The organism is Myxococcus sp. AB056, assembly GCF_006547365.1.
Taxonomy (GTDB): Bacteria; Myxococcota; Myxococcia; order Myxococcales; family Myxococcaceae; genus Myxococcus; species Myxococcus virescens.
On sequence record NZ_VHLB01000050.1, the window covers coordinates 1 to 19073 of the forward strand.

Below are 19073 nucleotides of genomic sequence, written 5' to 3' on the forward strand. Positions count from 1 at the left end.
ACCCACAGCAGGGCGACTGGAAGAAGCCCCGTCCAGAGGTTGCCACGCCCACCACGCCGAAATGACCCCATGACACGCTCCAAGGAGCCTGCTCCCGTCCACCGGAAGCGAGGCCCTGGGAACCTAAGCAGCGTGTCCAGCCCCCGGCATTCCCCCCCAGCCCAGGGGCACTGTCACATGGCAAGGGGGCATCCAGGCGATCAGCGCGCCCATGTGCCCCAGCGTGCCGGGGTGTGCGGCAGCGGAATAGGTCTCCCCCCGAACGGTTGGCAGTGCACGCCTTGGCACAGGGGTGGCGGAATCCTTTGGTCCCAGCGCCGCCCACGAATTAAGAGAACCCTTCCATGGAAAGCGCCGCCCCCGACTCTCTGCCCGTGCCCGACGCCTCGAGCGACGACCTCCGTGCCGTCGAGGAGCTCGCCCAGGCTCGCAACGAAATCGTCGCCCAGATTGAAAAGCGCGTCGTCGGTCAGCGCGAGGTGGTGGAGCACCTCCTCATCTCCCTCTTCAGCCGCGGCCACTGCCTCTTCGTGGGTGTGCCGGGCCTCGCCAAGACGCTGCTCATCTCCACGCTGGCGGACGTCCTCAACCTGTCCTTCAACCGCATCCAGTTCACGCCGGACCTGATGCCGTCGGACATCACCGGCACGGACATCCTGGAAGAGGACCGCACCACCGGCCGGCGTACCTTCCGCTTCCTCCAGGGTCCGCTGTTCGCGAACATCATCCTGGCGGACGAGGTGAACCGCACCCCGCCGAAGACGCAGGCCGCGCTGCTGCAAGCCATGCAGGAGTACCGCATCACCGCCGGTGGCCGCACGTACCCGCTGGAGCTGCCCTTCCTCGTCTTCGCCACGCAGAACCCCATCGAGCAGGAGGGCACCTATCCGCTGCCCGAGGCCCAGCTCGACCGCTTCATGTTCCTGGTGGACGTGGGCTACCCCACCGCCGACGAAGAGGTGCAAATCGTCAAGAGCACCACCGGCGGTCCGCAGCCGAAGCTGGAGAAGATTCTGTCTCCCGAGCGCATCCTCGCGCTTCAAGAGCTGGTGCGCCGCGTACCGGTGCCGGACCACGTGGTGCGCTACGCCGTGGAGCTGGTGCGCCACACGCGGCCCAAGGAGCCTGGCGCGCTGGACTTCATCGCCAAGAACGCGTCCTGGGGCGCCGGCCCCCGCGCCAGCCAGTACCTGGTGGTGGCTTCCAAGGCGCGCGCCATCCTCCACGGCCGCTTCGTCGCCACCGTCGAGGACGTGCGCGCCCTGGCCCGTCCCGTGCTGCGCCACCGCGTGCTGCCCAACTTCACCGCGGAGAGCGAGGGCATCACCTCCGTGAAGCTCATCGACCAGCTCCTCACGGTGGTGAAGGGCTAGCCAGGCCCGCGCCATGCTGCTCGACGCCCAGACGCTGGCCCGCCTCCAGGGAGTGAAGCTGCGCGCCCGCGCGGTGATGGAGGGCGTGTTGTCCGGCCTCCACAAGAGCCCGCATCAGGGGCAGAGCGTGGAGTTCGCGGAGCACAAGGAGTACGCCCCCGGCGACGAGCTCCGCCACCTGGACTGGAAGGCCTACGGCAAGTTCGACAAGTACTACGTCAAGCGCTTCGAGCATGAGACGAACCTGCGCGCCGTCATGGTGGTGGATGCGTCCGCCTCCATGGGCTACCGCAGCGGCGCGCTGAGCAAGCTGGACGTGGCCACCACGCTGGCGGGCGCGCTGTGCTACCTGCTGGTGCGCCAGCAGGACGCGGCGGGCCTGGCGCTGATGGCGGGCGGCAAGTGGAAGGACGTGCCGCCGCGCGCGTCGGCCGGGCACCTCAACGTGCTGCTGGACACGCTGGAGCACACCGAGCCCACCGGCACCACGGACCTGGGCAGCGCGGCGGACCACCTGGCGGAGGTGTTGCCCCGGCGCTCCAGCGTCATCGTCCTGTCGGACCTGCTGGATGAGAACCAGGACGCCCTGCGCCGCATCCTCGCGCTGCGCCAGCGGAAGAACGACGTGTCCGTGTTCCACCTGGTGGACCCGGCGGAGCTGACGTTCCCCTTCGACGACCCCACGCTCTTCATCGACATGGAGGGCCAGGGCCGCATCGAGGTGAACCCGCGCGAAATCAAGGAGAGCTACCTGGAGGAGTTCAACGCCTTCCTGGCGAACGTGAAGGCCGCGTGCGCCGAGGCGGACGTGGACTACGACCTGGTGCGCACGGACGACAAGCTGGATGACGTGCTGCTGCGGTACCTGTCGCGGCGCGGGAGGCGCCGGTGACCTTCGGCAATCCGTGGATGCTGCTGGGCGCGTTGGGCGCCCTCATCCCCCTGCTGGTGCACCTGTTCGACCGGCGCCGTCCCCGGCCGCACCCCTTCGGGCCGCTGGCCTTCGTGATGCGCAGCCAGAAGCGCACCGCCAGCCGCCTCAAGCTCAAGCGCCTGCTGCTGTACGCGCTGCGCACGCTCATCCTGCTGGCCATCCCCATTGCCCTGGCGCGCCCGGAGCTGACGCGCGACGCGGCCGCCGCGCAGGTGGTGAAGGGCCCCGCGGCCACGGCCATCATCCTGGACGCGTCGCTGTCCATGCGCTGGTCGGACGGCACGCCGCTCTTCGAACGCGCCCGCGACGAGGCCCGCGACGCGCTGAAGGACCTGCTGCCCGAAGAGCCCGCCACCGTGCTGGTGTGCACGCAGTCCCCCGCCGCGCCGCCGCCACCGGGCTTCGACCGCGGCCGCCTGCGCTCGCTGGTGGATGAAGCGAAGGCCACCCACGGCACCGCGGACCTGTCGCGCTGCCTGGACATGGCGGCCCGCGCGCTGGAGGAGAACCCCATGCCGGCCAAGCGGCTGGTGCTGGTCTCCGACATGACGGCCGCGGCCTTCCGCCTGGAGGCGCCGCCGCCCACGGTGAAGGGCCCCACGGGCGCACCCGTGAAGCCTGAGGTGGTGCTGCGCGACGCGGCCGAGGGCCACGAGGTGCTGAACAACCGCGCCATCGTCGACCTCAAAGTGGAGCCCGCGCTCCAGGCCGGCCCGCGCACGTTCCAGTTCACCTTCACGGTGCGCAACTTCGGCGCAGAGCCGGTGAAGGACCTGGAGGCCGCGGTGCGCGTGGGCGAGTCCACGCTAGCCAAGGGCTTCGTGGACATCCCCCCGGGCGGCACGACGCAGAAGACGCTCACCGTGCGCTTCCCGCAGGGCGGCACGGTGCTGGGACAGGTGACGCTGGCGCCGGACGCGCTGGTGGAGGATGACCGGCGTTCGTTCGTGCTGCCGGTGCCCCGCGCGCTGAAGGCGCTGGTGGTGAATGGCTCGCCCCACGCGACGCGCTACCGGGATGAAGCCTTCTTCGTGGACGCGGCCCTCACCGCGCCGGGCTCGCCGGTGGAGGTGGCCACGCGCGACGCGGAGGTGGGCCTGCGCGAGGACTTCTCCGCCTATGACCTGGTCCTGCTGCTCAACGTGCCCGCGCCGAGCGCCGACGAGGCGCAGAAGCTGACGGCCTTCGTGGAGAGCGGCGGCGGCCTCTTCATCAGCATGGGCGACCGGGTGAACCCGGAGGCGTACAACCAGCGGCTGGGCCCGGTGCTGCCGCGTCCGCTGCGCCTGGTGCGCACCAGCGCCGAGCGCGACGACCCGGACGCGGACACCAAGAGCGCGCGGCTGGCGCAGGTCTCCGTGGAGCACGTCCTCTTCTCGCCCTTCACGGGGCAGGCGGAGGAAGGGCTCGTGGGGGCGCGCTTCTACAAGTACATGCTGCTGGAGGCGGACTCCCCGGGCACTGGCGGCGCCAGTCAGGTGCTGGCCACGTATGAGGACGGCGCGCCGGCGGTGGCCGTGGCGCGCAAGGGCAAGGGGCGCGTGGCGCTGCTCACCAGCACGGTGGACCGCGACTGGAGCGACTTCTCCATCCGCACCTCCTTCCTGCCGCTGATGCAGCGCTTCGCCGCGTACCTCACCGGCTCCCTGGACGAGCGCGAGGAGGTGCGCGTGCGCGTGGGCGAAAGCGCCACGCTGCGCCCGGAGGGGGCCCAGAAGGTGTCCTCGGTGCGCGCGCCGGATGGCGCCGAGGTCAGCGTGAAGGAGCAGCCGGAAGGCGCGCTGGTGGCCGGGCCGGTGACGGAGCCGGGCGTGTACTCGGTGCTGGGCGCGGACGGGAAGGTGCAGCCGGACCTGTCCTTCGCCGCCGTGCTCGACCCTTCCGAGAGCGACCTGGGACGTGTGCCGACGGACACCCTCACCGCCTACTTCGGAGAAGAGACAGTGAAGGCCTCCACGGGTGACGCGGACAAGCCGACGGTGCCGCTGTGGACCTGGCTCATCCTGGCCGCGTGTCTGGCGTTCTTCTTCGAAGGCACGCTGCTGCGCAAGTAGCCTTCACCAGGCCCGGAGCCGGCGCATCACGACGCCGCCGACGAGGACGACCGCCGCACCCGCCGCGAGACGCGGAAGGCCCCTCCGCAGCTTGTGCTCGGCCACGTCCACCCGGTCCGCCAGCAGCAACATCATCCAGTGCCGCGCCGAACACCACCACCGTGTCCCCGGGCTGGATGCCGCCCATCTCCGCGCCCAGGTAGCCCGTGGGGAAGATGTCGCTGAGGAAGAGGACGTCCTCCTCGTCCACGACGCCGGCGAACTCGTGGCCGAACGTACAGCCCACCCGCGTGTCGGGGATGAGGCCGTGCAACAGGTGCAGGTCCGAGCCACAGATGGCCGTCTTCGTGACCCGGAGCACCGCGTCCTGTGGGTGCTCGATGCGGGGGTCCGGCTTGTCCTTCACCCGAACCCGATAGGGGCCTTCGTAACTGAGTGCGCGCATGGGTGTGCCGCTCCTTTGTGGGGAAAGGAGTGAGGACCCCACACAGAGGTGGCAAGCCAGGGCTGGCGCCAGTCTGGATGCCCCCTTGCCCTGCCTGACGACCTCGGCACCGGGATGAGCGGGAGCCAGGCCTCAGCGAGTGCCGGCACCCACCCAAAACCGGCTATACGAGTAATTTTACACATTCAAGAAACTGATTCGCGAATGTACGAACTTAAGGAATTCTTGGGATTGAAGATAATTTCAGTTTCTCTGAAAATCTTGACTTGTACGTGACGTTCTCCGGCTTCCGGGGATGTCGCGGACAAGCCCCCTTGCACTCAGGAGAACACCTTGAAGCGCTCCACCCTGAAATTGACCTCGGCCGCAACGGCCCTCATCTCGTTGAGCACCTTCGGCGTGGGCTGCGGCCCCTCGGACAACGGCGCCGCGGTCCGCGTCGCCCAGAACCCGACGCAGTCCGGCCAGAGCCTCTTCAAGGGCATGGCCTTTGGCCTGGGCCCGGACGCCCACCACTTCGATGACATCTGGCAGCGTCCGGAAATCAAGGAGCGGCTGGGCGATGACACCCTGGCGAAGCGCGAACAGGCCGCCGAGTCAGTCATCGCCAAGATGGCTCAGTTGGACGCCGCGTTCTTCGAGCGCTTCAACAAGGACCTGCGCAGCGGCAATCACCTGGTCGTCGACCAGTTGCTGACCGACACGCGCACCCTGGTGATGTCCGCCGTGAATGAGCTGAGCAAGACCGCGGACCAGGAAGGCGGCGTGGGCATCGGCTCCATGGAGCACGTGCAGGCCGGTCTGACCGTCTACATCGAAACCGCCGCCGCGGTGATCCTCCTCGTGTTCCTCTTCATCACCCAGTTCGACATGACGCCGGTCATGGAGTCCGAGGCCAGCCGGCTCAAGCGCGATGTGTGGGTGGACATGCTGGTGAAGAAGTTCGCTCCCGCCGAGTAGTCCCCTGGGGAGTGTCCGCCGCCCTCACCGGTGGGCGCTCCCCTTCTTCCCTCCCTTTCACGAGCACGGCTGTGACCGCGTCTTCCCACTCCCCCCGAACCTCCTCGCCCCGCCGACTGGGCCTGCTGGCATTGGGCCTCATCCTCGGCTGGGCCAGCGTCACGATGTACGCCGTGCACGCGTCGTTGCCCTACAACCCCATCCACCTCCCCTTCGAGAAGCACTTCGACATGAAGCTGATTCTCCCGGAGGGGTGGGCCTTCTTCACGCGAGACCCACGTGAGGACCGGACGCTGCCCTACCTCCGCACGCCGGAAGGTCAATGGGTCTGGGCGAGCAATGCCCCCAACTTCCAGCTCCAGAATGCCTTCGGCATCAACCGTGTCTCGCGGGCCCAGAGCGTGGAGCTGGGCATCTTGACCAACGATGCCGCCGCGCTCGAACAGGTGGCCTGCAACGAGGCGCCCAGCACCTGCCTCGAGCGCGCCCCGGTGGCGAAGACGCTCCGCAACAAGAGCCCCCGCCCCACGATGTGCGGTGAGCTGGGGCTCGTCTTCCAGCGGACCATCCCGTGGGCCTGGAGCCGCACCCATCAGGACAAGCCCATCACCCTCCCCTCGAAGGTCCTGAGGTTGAACGTCGAATGCTGACCGAGCTTGGCAACCGCGCGCGCGCCTGGGTGGCGGGGCCTTCTCCGTGGACCAACGTCTACGGCCTGGCGCGAACACTCATCGCGCTGGCGACGGCGGGCACCCTCGCCTTCAGCCACTCCACGACGATGTTCCATCCCGTATCGGGCATCTCCAACACGCCGCTCTGCGATGGCCTCCGGGCGGCATCCCTCTTCTGCGTGCTCCCCGCTGGCTGGCTGGAGGTCGCGCGCTGGACGGCGGTGCTGCTGCTCGTGGTCGTCGCTTCCGGCTGGCGCCCGCGCCTCACGGGGCTCGTGCATTGGTGGGTGGCCGTCAGCCTGCACTGGTCCGCGACGCTGACGGACGGCGGTGACCAGATTGCCGCCATCCTGGCGCTGCTGATGCTGCCCCTGACGCTGACGGACGACCGGCGCTGGCATTGGAGCGCGCCTTCCGAAGCCGGCCTGAACGACGAGCCGAAGCGGCTCATCGCCCGGTCCGCCTGGGTGATGCTCCGTCTCCAGGTCGCGGGCATCTACTTCCATGCCTCCGTGGGCAAGTTCAAGGTGGCGGAGTGGGTGGACGGCACCGCGCTGTACTACTGGTTGCTGGACCCCCTGATTGGCGCCCCCGCCTGGCTGGCTCGCCTGATGCTCCCGGTGCTCAGCAGCCCCGTGGTGGCGCTGCTCACCTGGTCCGTCCTCCTGCTGGAGCTGGGACTCGCGATGGGGCCGCTGCTGAGCCCGTCCCTCCGGCGGGTGCTGTTGCCGCTGGGGATCGCCTTCCACCTGGGCATCGCCGTGTTCCACGGGCTCATCAGCTTCGTGGCCATCATGTTCGGCGCGCTCATCCTCCTGCTGCGCCCCTACGATGAGACCTTCCGCTTCGAGCGCCTCCACGCCTGGCTGCGGCAACCGCGTCCCCAGCCCGCCCCCGCGCCAGCAATGGAGCCGGTGACGGCGCAGGCGGTGCCCACCACCGAAGTCACCTGAGAGCGCCCATCGACGCCGCCGTCCCGGCCCCCGCCGGGGCGGCGGCTTCCGCGCTTCGACGAGCGGCTGGCGGGCGCCCTCCTGCTCGCCTGCCGCAGAGCAGGCATGAGGCCCCGCGTGGGTCCATCGTCGACCCGCGCGGCCTTTCCGCTACGCTGAAGCCCCCTCCCGTCAACGCGGGAGGGCTCACCAGCGGAGGCAGCGGCAGCCCATGGACATCCATCTGGCGGAGGAGATCCGCAAGCAGGTCGAAGAGGCCTTCCGCAAGCGCGGCCGGGTCAACATCGTCATCGCGGGCCGCAGCGGCGTGGGCAAGAGCACGCTGGTCAACGCGGTGTTCCACGGCCGCATCGCGGACACCGGCCAGGGCCGCCCCGTCACGAAGGAGACGCGCGAGTACACGAAGGACGGCATCCCCGTCAGCATCCTCGACACCCGCGGCCTGGAGCTGGGCGCCTTTCAAGAGACGCTGAAGCTGCTGGAGGAGCTGGTGGCCGCGCGCGCGAAGGACGCGGACGCCACGCGCCACCTGCACTGCGCCTGGTTGTGCATCAGCGAGGACTCGCGCCGCGTGGAGGACGGTGACCTGAAGGCGGCGGAGATGCTCGCGCGGCACATGCCGGTGGTGGTCGTCGTCACCAAGGCGCGCAGCGACCAGGGCTTCCGCGCGGAGGTGCAGAAGCTGCTGCCCATGTCCCGTAACGTCATGCGCGTGCGCGCGCTCCAGGAGACGGACGACGAGGGCCATACGCTCCAGCCCAAGGGCCTGGTGGAGCTCGTCGAGCTCACCATGGAGCTGGTCCCCGAAGCCCAGCGCAACGCCTTCGCCGCCGCCCAGCGCGTGAGCATCAGCCAGAAGCGCAAGCGCGCCCACGGCATCGTCGCCAGCGCCGCGGCCGCCGCTGGCCTCATTGGAGCCGTCCCCATCCCTTTCGCCGACGCCGCCCTGCTCGTCCCCACGCAGGTCGGAATGCTGGCGGGGGTGAGTAGCGTCTTCGGCCTCCCGATGACGGAGGCCTTCCTCTCCACGCTGGTGGGCGCGAGCATCACCGGCCTGGGCGCCACCTTCACCGGCCAGTCCATCGTATCCGGCCTGCTGAAGCTCGTCCCCGGCCCGGGCACGGCGATTGGCGCGCTCATCTCCGCCACCACCGCCACCGCGCTCACCACGCTGTTCGGCGAGGCCTACGTCGCCGTCCTCTCCAAGTTGATGGAGAAGCGCTGTGGCGAGTTGCCCACGGAAGAAGAGGTCATCCAGGCCTTCCGCGAGGAGATGTCCCTGCGCGGCGCCGCGTAGACGCCAGGGCTACTTCACGCGCTCGATTTTGTAACGGCGGCCCTTGATGCGGCCCTCGCTCAGCCGCTGGAAGGCCACCCGCGACACGCGCCGGGCGACGGCGACGTAGGCCACGTGGTCCTGGATTTCAATCTTGCCCACGTCGGTCGCGTTGAGTCCGCCCGCCTCGCCCGTGAGCGCGCCCAGGATGTCGCCGGGCCGCATCTTGTCCTTGCGTCCGGCGGAGATGTAGAGCGTGTCCCACGTCGACTCCAGGGACACCGCGTTGCGAGGGTCCGCCGAGGGCAGTGACTCCACGTCCCCGCGCTCCAGCTTCACGCCGGTGGCCAGCTCGATGTCGTCCACCTTGCGGCCATCCCGAGGCGTGACGATGGAGACGGCCAGGCCCGCGCGCCCCGCCCGTCCGGTGCGTCCGATGCGGTGCACGTAGGGCTCGGCCTGCATGGGCAGGTCGAAGTTGATGACGGCATCCAGCGCCTCCACGTCGATGCCGCGTCCCGCCACATCCGTGGCGATGAGCACCCGCGTGCTCTGGTTGCGGAACTTCGCCATCACCCGGTCGCGCTCGAACTGCTCCAAGTCCCCCTGGAGCCCGTCCACGCTGACGCCCGACGCGGAGAGCGACTTCTTCAACTCCACCACCGTTGCCTTGAGGTTGCAGAAGACGATGGCGGACGCCGGCTGGTAGTGCCGGAGGATGCGCAGCAACAGGGCCTGCTTCTCCTCCGGCTCGCAGTCGTAGCGAACCTGCTGGATGTCGGGCCCCGCCGTGGTGGTCTCCACCGTGACGCGGACGGGTTGACGCTGGAAGGCGCGGCTGAGTGCCTCGATGTCCGGCGGGAAGGTGGCGGAGAAGAGCACCGTCTGCCGCCGCGGCGGCATGGCCCCGAGGATGCGCTCCATGTCCTCGCGGAAGCCCATGTCGAGCATCCGGTCCGCCTCGTCCAGCACCACCGTGGACAACTGCCGCGTCTCCAGCGCCTCGCGGTCCAGCACATCCATCACCCGGCCCGGCGTTCCCACCGCCAGGTGCGCGCCCTTCTCCAGTGCTTCCAACTGCGGGCGGATGGGCTGGCCTCCCGCGAGCACCAGCACCTGGAGCCCGGGCAGCCGCCGCCCCAACCTGCGAATCTCGCCCGCCACCTGCGCGCACAGCTCTCGCGTCGGACACAGCACCAGCGCCTGCACCTTGCGGTGCTGCAACTGGACCTTCTGGAGCAGCGGCAGCGCGAAGGCCGCCGTCTTGCCGCTGCCCGTCTGCGCCTGGCCGACCAGGTCCCTGCCCTGGAGCAGCACCGGGATGCTCTGCGCCTGGATGGGCGTGGCCGTCTTGAAGTCGAGCTCCTCCAGGACCTGGAGCAGCGGGGGAGATAGCGCAAGCGCGGAAAAGTCCATTCGGGGCCTCGATGAGCGGAGGCACGGAAGGAGCCTCGGGTTCTGCAGGCCCCATGTCACACCCAGCGAAGGCAGGACAAGTGAAGCCGCCGACCTCTCCCCGCCGCCCGCACCGGATTGCCCGGCGCAGCTTCCGCGAAAAATCAAGCTTTACCTGAAATCACCAGCCCCGCCAGGAGCCGCCATGCCCTCCCGCCGCATCGGACCGGCCAGGCTGTCCACCCTTGTGTTCGCCACCGCCGGTGGCGGCATGAAGGAGCCATCCGCCGTGAAACCGCACGCTCCCTAACAGGGCGAGCGACCGGCAGCACATGCGCCAGGAAGTCCTGTTAAGTGGCGGTATCCCAATTTCTGGAGAACCCCACATGAAGACGTCTGCCTGGAAGCATCTGGCCCTCGCGGTGCCGCTGATGGCGGCCTGTGGCGGAGCGCCTCAGCAGCAGGAGGAGACGTCTGCCAGCGCCACGGCGTCACAGCAGGCGCCGCTCACCACGCCCACCGCCACGGTGCGCTTCCTCAACGGCTGGACGCACTCGCAGCACGGTGCCATCGTCCGCGGCGGCACGCTCGTCGTCGACTACGACCTGTACCGGATGACGGACTGTCACCACAGCACCTACGCCGGCCAGCAGGCGTGGGACACGCTGGCCTATGTCCGCTTCCTCCCCAGCGGCCAGCTCTTCAGCGGCAGCGTGAAGCAGGCCACGGGCAGCACCTCGTTCGTGAACAAGCCCTTCGAGGTGACGGTGCCGTCGGACGCCACGAGCGTGGAGACATGGTTCTTCACCTCTGGCCGCACCTGCACGCCGAAGTACGACAGCAACTACGGCCAGAACTACGTCTTCCCCGTGGAGGCGCAGTCGCCCTCCGCCGTGGTGTGGGCCGGTGACTGGGGCGGCAGCTTCGCGCGTGACTGCGAGCACCGCGACGGGCTGGCGGACCCCATCGTCATCGACAGCTACGTCATGGAGCGCGCCTGCAAGTTCGTGGACGCGGACGTGTACGTGCCCGGCGTGACGGATGCCGCCACCGCGCGTCCGGAGCGCATCCAGGCGCAGGTGGAGTTCAGCGTGGACGGCGCCGCCACGCAGCACCGGTGGCTGGCCTATCAGGGGCGGGTGGGCAACAACTACCGGTACCGCTGGAACCTCGCCGCGGAACCGCTCGCGTATACGCCGTGGGGCGCCTATGCATTCGGGTTCCGCTATTCAACGGATGGCGTGAGCTGGTATCGCATCGCGAGCGGCGCTGGCCCCACGGGCGGCACCGCGCGGACCGTGCTGCGGAGCTTCTGAGACGGTCCACCGCTGTTGAATGCCGCTGGGGCCCGCGCGATTCAGCGGCATTCCGGAAGAGGCGCTGTGGCAAGAAGTGTTCCCCTGAGAAGGCGAGCGCACTGCTCCCATCATTCCAGCGGGGCCACACCCGGGCCGGGCCCAGGAAAGGGAACGCGAAATGACCGAAGGCACTCCACGCGTGGCGGAGCGGATTTCCACGGGCATCCCAGGCCTCGACACCGTGCTGCACGGAGGCTTTCGCAAGGCCCGCACCTACATGCTGATGGGCCTTCCGGGCTCGGGGAAGACCATCTTCGCCAACCAGGTGTGCTTCCACCACGCGAAGCGCCACGGCGGGCGCGTGCTCTATCTGACGCTGCTTGCGGAGTCGCACACGGAGCTGGTCGGCAACCTCTCCTCGCTGTCCTACTTCGACCCCACGCTGCTGCCCAATGCCATCACCTATCTGAGCGCCTTCACGGTGCTGGAGCAGGGGGGGCTGGACGCGCTGGCGGAGCTCATCCGCAAGGAGACGAAGAACCACCAGGCCACGTTGCTCGTGTTGGACGGGCTGGTGGCCGCGGAGGAGGTGGCGCCGTCGCAGCAGGCCATCAAGAAGTTCATCCACGGCCTCCAGGTGGTGACGGGCCTCATGGGCTGCACGACGTTGATCCTCACCACCGGCCGCGGACAAGGCCTGCGCGCCGAGCACACCATGGTGGATGGGTTGATGCTGCTCCGGCAGCGCATGTTCGGCGCGCGTGCCGTGCGCGAGCTGTTCGTGCGCAAATTCCGGGGCAGCCCCTATCTGCTGGGCAAGCACAGCTTCGACATCACCCAGGACGGCATCATCATCTATCCCCGCCTGGAGACGCTCGCGGAGTCCGGGCCGCCGCCAGGGCCGCCGCAGGACGCGAGGTGCGCGTTTGGCATCCCCGGGATGGACGCGATGCTGACCGGGGGCGTGGCCCAGGGCTCGACGACCATCCTCCTGGGGCCGTCGGGCAGCGGCAAGACGCTGCTGGGACTGAACTTCCTCGCGGAAGGCGCCCGGCGGGGCGAGCGCGTCCACTACTTCGCCTTCTACGACTCCCCGGAGCGCATGGTGGTGCAGGCGGCGGGCATCGGGCTCGACCTCAAGCCGCTCATCGACCGGGGCGACTTCGAGGTCAGCTTCCGGCCGCCCACGGAGAACCTGCTGGACAAGCTGGGCGTTCAGTTGCTGGACATCATCCGGACCCGCGGCGTGCGCCGGCTCTTCCTGGACGGCTACGACGCGCTCCGCAGGGCGGCCGTCCGGCAGTCCCGCGTGTCGCGCTTCCTGGCCGCGCTGGTCAATGAGTGCCGCATGCGCGGCGTGACGCTGCTCTACTCCGTCGAATCGGTGACCGCGTTCGGTCCGGAGGTGGCCTTTCCCATGAAGGGCATCTCCATGGTGGCGGAGAACATCCTCTTCCTCCGCCAGGTCGAGCTGGACTCCCGGCTGCGCCGCTTCGTCACGGTGCTGAAGCTGCGCAACAGCCCGCACGACAACGCCCTGCGCGAGCTGTGCATCAGCCCGAAGGGGATGGAGGTGATGGGTGCCTTCACGGATGTCGAGGCGATGATGACCGGCGTGCCACGGTCGACCACGTGGTCCGAGCCCCGGCATCCCGGCGGCGGGCGCCAGGAGCCTTGAGCATGGGTCCCATCCTCATCGTCGATGACGAGTTCGGCATCGTCGAGGCCATGCGCGACCTCCTGAGCGATGAAGGCTACCGGACCGCCATCGCGCTCAATGGGAAGGAGGCCTTGGAGCGGATGGCCGAGGAGCACCCCTGCCTGGTGCTGCTCGATTACATGATGCCGGTGATGAACGGCCCAGCCCTGCTGGAGGCCATGGAGCGCAATCCCCTGCTGCGTGACATCCCCGTCGTCATGATGAGCGCCAGCCCGCCGGACTACTGGAAGCACCTGCGTTGCGCGGCCTTCCTGCCCAAGCCCTTTTCCCTGGACGAGCTGCTGGTGCTGGTGAAGCGCTTCGCCCAGGGCGCCATCCTCCAGTAGCGCGCCTCACCGCCCTGAGGCCTGACAGGCAGTCGACGCTTCCAGGAGAACCGCGTTCCCCCCGAGCGCCCAGCCCCCGGCTTCTGCCAGACTGCGCGCCGTGACGACCTCCTCCAGCCTCTACCGCGACTGTGCCCGCCTCTTCATGGTGGGCTTTCCCGGCACTCACATCGACAGCGAGCTGGCCGCGCTGATGGATGACGGCATCTACGGCGCCATCCTCTTCAAGCGCAACGTGGGCAGCGCCGCGGACACGGCCGCGTTGTGCCACGCGTTGAAAACACGCGCAGGCCGGCCCTTCATCCTGTCGGTGGACCAGGAGGGCGGCCGCGTGGCCCGGCTTCGCGGCGCGCCCTTCACCGCGCTGCCGCCCATGCGGGAGCTGGGGCAGCGCGGCGACGCGGCCCAGGTGGAGCGCGTGGGCCGGCTGCTGGCGTATGAGCTGCGCGCGCTGGGCTTCGACTGGGACTTCGCGCCGGTGCTGGACGTGGACACCAACCCGGCCAACCCCGTCATTGGCGACCGCAGCTTCAGCCGCGAGGCGGAGGAAGTGGCGCGGCTGGGCGTAGCGCTCGCGCGGGGACTGGAGGCGGGCGGCGTGGCTTCGTGTGGCAAGCACTTCCCCGGCCACGGCGACACCACCACCGACAGCCACCTGACGTTGCCGCGGCTGCCGCACGACTTGGAGCGGCTGCGCAGCGTGGAGTTGGTGCCTTTCCGCGCCTTCGCCCAGGCGGGGCTGGCGTCCCTGATGACGGCGCACGTCCTCTTCGACGCGCTGGACCCCGGGGTGCCCGCCACCATGAGTCCGCGCGTGCTCCAGGGGGTGCTGCGCGAGGAGCTGGGCTTTGACGGGGTGCTCGTCAGCGACGACCTGGAGATGAAGGCCATTGCCGGCCACTACTCCGTGGAGGAAGCCACGGTGCAGGGCACGCTCGCGGGCGTGGACCTGTTCCTGGTGTGCCACAACGCGGACGTGCAGCGCCGCGCCATCGAAGCCCTGGTGAAGGCGGTGGAGTCCGGTCGCGTGTCACGGGAGCGAATCGCGCAGGCACACCGGCGGCTGGACGCGCTCAGTGCCCGCTTCGCGCACCCGGCGGAGGACCGGCTCGCCCTGCTGGGGAGCCCGGAGCATCACGCACTGGCCGAGGGGCTCGTCAGCACCTTCACCGGCCGCGACCCGACCGAGGTGATGCTGGCCTCTCGCTGAAAGCGAAGGGGCCGGGTGCCACCCGCTCCCGGCGCCCTGCACCGGGAGCGGCTGGAAGGGGCGGCACGAGCAGCCCGCCCCGGTGTGACTTCAGCGGCGGTAGGGGCCGCTGCGGTCCTGCCAGCCCAGCGGGCTGTAGCCGCTGTAGTGACCGCCGCGCTTGCCGCCCAGCGTGGCGCCGTCCTCACCACCCAAGCCATGGGCCGCGGGCGAGTACGCGGCGCCGCCCTCCGCGTGGTACCGGTCATTCATCATCTTCCCGGCGTCGTCCTGGATGGAGCGACCCTGGGTGCCGTCGTTCTTCGGCGTGCGCGGGTCGATGCTGGATCCAATCTGGTCGATGGTGCCGTTGTAGCCCCGGTTCGCCGGCAGCGTCCAAGGCGGCAGCGGCTTGTTGGTGTTGCCACCCTCGATGTTCTTCATCGAATCGGGCTGGTCACCGCGCTGGGCGACGAGGCTGCCACGTGGCTCATCCGGCTGACTGCCACCGGTCTCCGGAAGCCCCCGGCAGCCCACGGCCAGAACCGCACCCGCCACCAATGCCGCCGCCGAACCCCACCGCCGAATATTCCGCTCGCGCATGTCGACTCCTCCGAGTCCCTTCAATCTGGTTGCTCGTACTTCCCGAAGATGGGGCACGCCGGGCATGGAGACCACGGGGTGACTCCATGTCCGCATGACGACGGACTGCCCGAACCCCACATATAGCCCCAGCGGCGGCCGGGAGCAGCCATCTTCGGCGCTCCCGGCGCCCGCCCCGCTGAGGGCTTCTTCTTCGTCGAGGAAGCCCACTTCGAGGTCGCGGGCTGGTTCCTCGCCCGGAGCCGCCGGTCTCCGTGGCGGATTGCTTGCTGGAAGACGTCTGAACCGACGTCCGCCCAGGCCCAGAGCGCTACTTCCTGGAGGCCTTCTTCGCCGCCGCGGACTTCTTCGCGGGCGCCGGCTTCTTCCCGGCCGAGGCCTTCTTCGCCGCCGCGGGCTTCTTCACTGGAGTCGACTTCTTCCCGGCCGAGGTCTTCTTCGCAGCCGCGGGCTTCTTCGCGGGCGCCGGCTTCTTCGCAGCCGCGGACTTCTTCGCCACAGGGGCTTTCTTCGCAGCCGCGGGATTCTTCGCCACAGGGGCTTTCTTCGCGGTCGCGGCCTTCTTCGCCGCACGGGGTGCCTTGGCGGCCGGAGCCGCCTTCTTCGCCGTCGCCTTGCTGGTCGCGGCGGACTTCCCCGAGACAGTCTTGCCCGCCGGAGCCTTCTTCGTGGCGGCCACCTTCTTCCCCGCGGGCGCCTTCTTCGCGGCGGGCTTCTTCACAGCACTGTCCGCCGCCGGAGCTTCGCCCTTCAGCGCGGCCAGCACCTCGGCGACGTGGCCGTTCACCTTCACCTTGGGCCACACCTGCTTCAGAACGCCATCCGGGCCGATGAGGAACGTGGCCCGGGTGATGCCCAGGAACTTGCGGCCATAGAGCGACTTCTCCCCCCAGACGCCGTAGGCCTCGGACACCGTGTGGTCCACGTCGGCCAGCAGCGGGAAGGGCAGGTTGTACTTGGTCGCGAACTTCCGGTGGCTCGCGGTGCTGTCCGCGGACACGCCCAACACCACCGCGCCCGCGGCCTCCAGCGCCGAGTGCTCGTCACGGAAGCCACACGCCTCCACGGTGCATCCGGGGGTGTCGTCCTTCGGGTAGAAGTAGAGGACGACACTCCGGCCCGCGAACTGCGCGAGCGAAACCGGGTTTCCATCCTGGTCGGCGAGTTGGAAGGCGGGGGCCTGGTCACCTGCTTGGGGCATGGGCATGCGGGCTCATTAACCACAAAGCCCGCGCCACTCAACGCCCAGCGACAGCGTCCCGCTAGTGCGCGGGGTGCCCCGGCTCACTGCCATGGTCATGACCATGCTCCCCGGGCGGATGGCTGTGGGCCTCCAGCCGGACCAGCTCCGTCCGGCAGTCCGTCAGGGCCTGGTGCAAGGGCTCCCGGTCCGCGCCCTCCGGCGTCTGGCCCAGCCGGATCGCCAGGGCCTCACACGCGGCGCGCTTGGTATCCACCTCCGATGTCCCGGGGCCCGTGGAACCCGGCGTGGCCAGGGGGCGCGGCGGCAGCTTTTCCCGCAGGCGACGGATGGCGGCGATCCGCTGCTCCGCTTCCGGGCGGACCTTGGAGTCCTTGGGAATCGCCTCGAAGGCGTTGATGACGGGGTCCCATGCCGGGTCCAGGGGGGACACGCGGCGGTCAATCAGGTCGCGGTAGGACTTCTCTGCGTCCCGGAGCTGATCGGGTCCCTTGTCGCAGCCAGGCGACAGAAGCAGACAGAGCGCGAGCGGCATGACGGCGGACAGCCGTCGGGTGATCATCCTCATGAAGGGTCGGTTCTCCTCTCCTGCTGGCCTCCCGATTGAAGCACGGCTAGGGTGCCGCGTCGTGCAGCCCATTCTCCTCGCCTTCCTGCTTGGCCTGTCCCAAGGCATGCTCCACGCCGTGGGCCCGGACCACTGCGCCGCTATGGCCACCCTCGGAACCCTGGGGGGAGGCCGGCGCCGCGCCGCCATCGCCACCGCCGTACGGTTCGCGCTGGGACACGCCGTCATGCTGGGCGGCATCGCCGCGCTCTGCATCCTGGCGGGCGTGGGCCTTTCAGAAACCTTCGAGCGCTGGGCCGAGATTTTCGGCGGCGCCGTGCTGGTGGCCCTCGCGGTGGCCGCCCTGCTTTTCCCCAGCAGCCTGGACCACGGACACCCGCACCTGCCCGGCCACACCCAGGAGCCGCATCAGCACGTGCACACGGTGAGCACCACCGCTGGCGCGCTGATGGCCGTCAGCGGCGTGCGCTCGCTGCTGCTGGCGCTGCCTCCCCTGCTGGTGGGTGGCAGCATGAGCGCGGCCGCGTGGATGTACCTGCCCGGCTTCGCGCTGGGCATCCTCATCGGCATGGGCGTGGTGGGGCTGATTTTCGCGGAGGGCATCGCCCGGCTGAACGCGCAAATCACCCGCTGGGTGCAGCGCGTGGTGGCCGTGGGCTCCGGCGCGCTGGGCCTGTTCTGGATTGGCTCGCGGCTGGTCGGCGGCTGAGCCCCCGCGCGGCGTCCCCGCCCATGACGGCGGGGACGGACGGCGCGGCGGCTACCCGCGCTTGTCCAGGATGCCCAGCGACATCATCGCCACCAGGAAGCCGTAGACGACGTGCTCGGGGCGGTTGGCGAAGGCCAGCAGCTCCGCCACGGTGCGGTTGCCATCGATTTTCGGCAGCAGCTCCGCCTCCCACCGCTCCAGCTCCACTTCGTTGAGCTGGTAGGCCGGAGCCACGGCGGGAATGAGGCGGTCCTCCGGCTGGAGCAGGCGCCGCAGGCGCTCCGGCTTGTAGAGCTTCTTGATGCCCCGGACGATGAGGTTGGCCGGGTGCACGTCCAGCTTGATGGACTCCGCGCTCGCCTTCTCGCGGAAGCTCAGCACGTACGAGCCTTCATCCCACGCGAAGAGCGAGTAGATGACGGCCTTCACCTGCTGACCCACGTAGTAGAGGCGCTCGGTGTCCTTGAGCAGCCCGCGCTCCACCAGCACGTCACCGGTGCGGCGGTTGGACTGCGCGGCCACCGCCGACGCGTCCTGGAGCTGCTCCGGCTTGATCTTCCCCACGCGAACGAGGAACTGGCCGAAGCGGTCCGCGAGCAGGTTGGAGAGGGCGAACACCGGCGTGCCCTTCTCGAAGTAGACGACCTTCTTCACCTTGCCCTTCTGCACGCCCAGCTCGCCCGTCTCGCGGGAGAGGTAGAAGGCGGTGAGGAGCGAAGGCAGGTTGTCGCGGATTTCACCGCGGCGGCTGCCCGGCGCGCCCGCGGGCGGCGGGTCCGGCGGACGGCCCGGCGTGGGCGGGCGCACCTGCGTGGCCGGCACCTTCTGCATGGGGCTGGCCGTGAGGTTGGCGCCGCGAATCTCCGCCGTGATGTTGCCGCCGCCCGTCACCTTGATGCGGCCGGTCAGCTCCATGGCGTCCTGCGGGCCTTCCTCCTCCACGTCGATGTCCAGTTCCACCTCGAAGGCGTCCTGGAGCGACGCGGCCGCCGCGGCGGGCTTCTCCGGAGGCAGCACCTTCGTCATCGCCTCGAGCAGCTTCTGAGCCTCGAAGGGTTTCTCGAAGTAGCCGGCGGCCTGGTACTTGGTGCGCGACTCGACGGCGTGCTTGCCACCCTTGAAGACGCCGGTGATGAAGAGGAGCGGGAGCTGGGGGTTGTCCTTACGCAGCGCGTCCGCGAGGTGGTACCCCATCATGTCGGGCAGCAGGATGTCGAGCACGGCCGCCGCCGGGGGCTGGGCCTTGGCCAGCTCCACTGCCTGCTTGCCGCGGCTCGCACCAATGACCTCGTAGCCCGCCTCCTCGAAGAGCTGCGTGAGGAGGGACAACAGCTCCTGATTGTCATCGACGACGAGGATTCGGGGTGCCATCGCGGGGCGTACCGTACCAGATGCGAA

At 69.3% G+C, this 19073-nt stretch carries 17 protein-coding genes and 1 pseudogene; 12 read left to right on the forward strand and 6 right to left on the reverse strand.

Annotated features, from left to right (window positions below):
- The first annotated feature begins 344 nt into the window (after positions 1-344).
- Genes FMP39_RS21475 through FMP39_RS21485 form a run of 3 tightly spaced genes read left to right on the forward strand, consistent with a single transcriptional unit; the run spans position 345 to position 4361 of the window.
- Positions 345-1373 carry a MoxR family ATPase gene (locus tag FMP39_RS21475; protein WP_141592162.1) on the forward strand — a complete coding sequence of 343 codons (1029 nt, stop codon included), beginning with the start codon at positions 345-347 and terminating at the stop codon, positions 1371-1373.
- Between the two features lie 13 nt (positions 1374-1386).
- Entirely contained in the window at positions 1387-2265 is an 879-nt protein-coding gene (locus tag FMP39_RS21480) for a DUF58 domain-containing protein (RefSeq protein ID WP_011556537.1), read from the forward strand.
- Positions 2262-4361, forward strand: coding sequence for a BatA domain-containing protein (locus tag FMP39_RS21485; RefSeq protein WP_141592163.1), 2100 nt, complete (start codon positions 2262-2264; stop codon positions 4359-4361). Before FMP39_RS21480 ends, FMP39_RS21485 begins: the two co-directional genes overlap by 4 nt.
- Positions 4362-4602: 241 nt before the next feature.
- Here the strand turns inward: FMP39_RS21485 and FMP39_RS21490 are convergent.
- Positions 4603-4806: pseudogene (locus tag FMP39_RS21490) on the reverse strand (alcohol dehydrogenase catalytic domain-containing protein); the annotation flags it as partial.
- Positions 4807-5139: 333 nt separating this feature from the next.
- Here FMP39_RS21490 and FMP39_RS21495 point away from each other — a divergent pair.
- From FMP39_RS21495 to FMP39_RS21510, 4 genes are all read left to right on the forward strand, one after another.
- Positions 5140-5766, forward strand: coding sequence for a sporulation delaying protein family toxin (locus FMP39_RS21495; protein WP_141592164.1), 627 nt, complete (start codon positions 5140-5142; stop codon positions 5764-5766).
- Positions 5767-5837: 71 nt separating this feature from the next.
- Entirely contained in the window at positions 5838-6416 is a 579-nt protein-coding gene (locus FMP39_RS21500; protein ID WP_228558196.1) for an SdpA family antimicrobial peptide system protein, read from the forward strand.
- Positions 6410-7390, forward strand: coding sequence for a sporulation-delaying protein SdpB family protein (locus FMP39_RS21505; RefSeq protein WP_141592165.1), 981 nt, complete (start codon positions 6410-6412; stop codon positions 7388-7390). The genes FMP39_RS21500 and FMP39_RS21505 overlap by 7 nt, the downstream gene beginning before the upstream one ends.
- Before the next feature lie 211 nt (positions 7391-7601).
- Positions 7602-8687, forward strand: coding sequence for a YcjF family protein (locus tag FMP39_RS21510; protein WP_141592166.1), 1086 nt, complete (start codon positions 7602-7604; stop codon positions 8685-8687).
- A gap of 9 nt (positions 8688-8696) precedes the next feature.
- On the opposite strand, the gene dbpA is transcribed toward FMP39_RS21510, so the two are convergent.
- Positions 8697-10082 carry an ATP-dependent RNA helicase DbpA gene (gene dbpA / locus FMP39_RS21515; protein ID WP_141592167.1) on the reverse strand — a complete coding sequence of 462 codons (1386 nt, stop codon included), beginning with the start codon at positions 10080-10082 and terminating at the stop codon, positions 8697-8699.
- 365 nt (positions 10083-10447) lie between these two features.
- Here dbpA and FMP39_RS21520 point away from each other — a divergent pair, with 365 nt between their 5' ends.
- The 4 genes from FMP39_RS21520 to nagZ all read left to right on the forward strand — a co-directional run bounded on the left by FMP39_RS21520 (position 10448) and on the right by nagZ (position 14615).
- Positions 10448-11377 (forward strand): DUF6209 family protein, encoded by a 930-nt coding sequence (locus FMP39_RS21520; RefSeq protein WP_141592168.1) that lies wholly within the window; start codon positions 10448-10450, stop codon positions 11375-11377.
- A gap of 160 nt (positions 11378-11537) precedes the next feature.
- Entirely contained in the window at positions 11538-13037 is a 1500-nt protein-coding gene (locus tag FMP39_RS21525; protein ID WP_141592169.1) for an ATPase domain-containing protein, read from the forward strand.
- Positions 13038-13039: 2 nt separating this feature from the next.
- Positions 13040-13405, forward strand: coding sequence for a two-component system response regulator (locus tag FMP39_RS21530; protein ID WP_141592170.1), 366 nt, complete (start codon positions 13040-13042; stop codon positions 13403-13405).
- A 100-nt stretch (positions 13406-13505) separates the two neighbouring features.
- Positions 13506-14615, forward strand: coding sequence for a beta-N-acetylhexosaminidase (gene nagZ / locus FMP39_RS21535; RefSeq protein WP_141592171.1), 1110 nt, complete (start codon positions 13506-13508; stop codon positions 14613-14615).
- A gap of 90 nt (positions 14616-14705) precedes the next feature.
- Here the strand turns inward: nagZ and FMP39_RS21540 are convergent, their stop codons facing one another.
- The 3 genes from FMP39_RS21540 to FMP39_RS21550 all read right to left on the reverse strand — a co-directional run bounded on the left by FMP39_RS21540 (position 14706) and on the right by FMP39_RS21550 (position 16960).
- Positions 14706-15197 (reverse strand): hypothetical protein, encoded by a 492-nt coding sequence (locus FMP39_RS21540; protein WP_141592172.1) that lies wholly within the window; start codon positions 15195-15197, stop codon positions 14706-14708.
- Positions 15198-15507: 310 nt separating this feature from the next.
- Positions 15508-16398: a thioredoxin-dependent thiol peroxidase gene (gene bcp, locus FMP39_RS21545; RefSeq protein ID WP_228558197.1), complete on the reverse strand. Its 891-nt coding sequence runs from the start codon at positions 16396-16398 to the stop codon at positions 15508-15510.
- 61 nt (positions 16399-16459) lie between these two features.
- Complete coding sequence (locus tag FMP39_RS21550) at positions 16460-16960, reverse strand: hypothetical protein (RefSeq protein WP_141592213.1); 501 nt, start codon at positions 16958-16960, stop codon at positions 16460-16462.
- A gap of 67 nt (positions 16961-17027) precedes the next feature.
- On the opposite strand from FMP39_RS21550, the gene FMP39_RS21555 reads away from it, so the two are divergent.
- Complete coding sequence (locus FMP39_RS21555; protein WP_026113860.1) at positions 17028-17675, forward strand: hypothetical protein; 648 nt, start codon at positions 17028-17030, stop codon at positions 17673-17675.
- A 51-nt stretch (positions 17676-17726) separates the two neighbouring features.
- Here the strand turns inward: FMP39_RS21555 and FMP39_RS21560 are convergent, their stop codons facing one another.
- Positions 17727-19046, reverse strand: a complete 1320-nt coding sequence (locus FMP39_RS21560) for a response regulator (RefSeq protein WP_186817769.1) — start codon at positions 19044-19046, stop codon at positions 17727-17729.
- Between the last annotated feature and the right edge of the window lie 27 nt (positions 19047-19073).

Coding starts and splice junctions, on each gene's coding strand:
- FMP39_RS21475 (WP_141592162.1), top strand. CDS start 345: ATGGAAAGCGCCGCCCCCGACTCTCTGCCCGTGCCCGACGCCTCGAGC.
- FMP39_RS21480 (WP_011556537.1), top strand. CDS start 1,387: ATGCTGCTCGACGCCCAGACGCTGGCCCGCCTCCAGGGAGTGAAGCTG.
- FMP39_RS21505 (WP_141592165.1), top strand. CDS start 6,410: ATGCTGACCGAGCTTGGCAACCGCGCGCGCGCCTGGGTGGCGGGGCCT.
- FMP39_RS21510 (WP_141592166.1), top strand. CDS start 7,602: ATGGACATCCATCTGGCGGAGGAGATCCGCAAGCAGGTCGAAGAGGCC.
- dbpA (WP_141592167.1), bottom strand. CDS start 10,082: ATGGACTTTTCCGCGCTTGCGCTATCTCCCCCGCTGCTCCAGGTCCTG.
- FMP39_RS21520 (WP_141592168.1), top strand. CDS start 10,448: ATGAAGACGTCTGCCTGGAAGCATCTGGCCCTCGCGGTGCCGCTGATG.
- FMP39_RS21525 (WP_141592169.1), top strand. CDS start 11,538: ATGACCGAAGGCACTCCACGCGTGGCGGAGCGGATTTCCACGGGCATC.
- FMP39_RS21530 (WP_141592170.1), top strand. CDS start 13,040: ATGGGTCCCATCCTCATCGTCGATGACGAGTTCGGCATCGTCGAGGCC.
- FMP39_RS21540 (WP_141592172.1), bottom strand. CDS start 15,197: ATGCGCGAGCGGAATATTCGGCGGTGGGGTTCGGCGGCGGCATTGGTG.
- bcp (WP_228558197.1), bottom strand. CDS start 16,398: ATGCCCCAAGCAGGTGACCAGGCCCCCGCCTTCCAACTCGCCGACCAG.
- FMP39_RS21550 (WP_141592213.1), bottom strand. CDS start 16,960: ATGATCACCCGACGGCTGTCCGCCGTCATGCCGCTCGCGCTCTGTCTG.
- FMP39_RS21560 (WP_186817769.1), bottom strand. CDS start 19,046: ATGGCACCCCGAATCCTCGTCGTCGATGACAATCAGGAGCTGTTGTCC.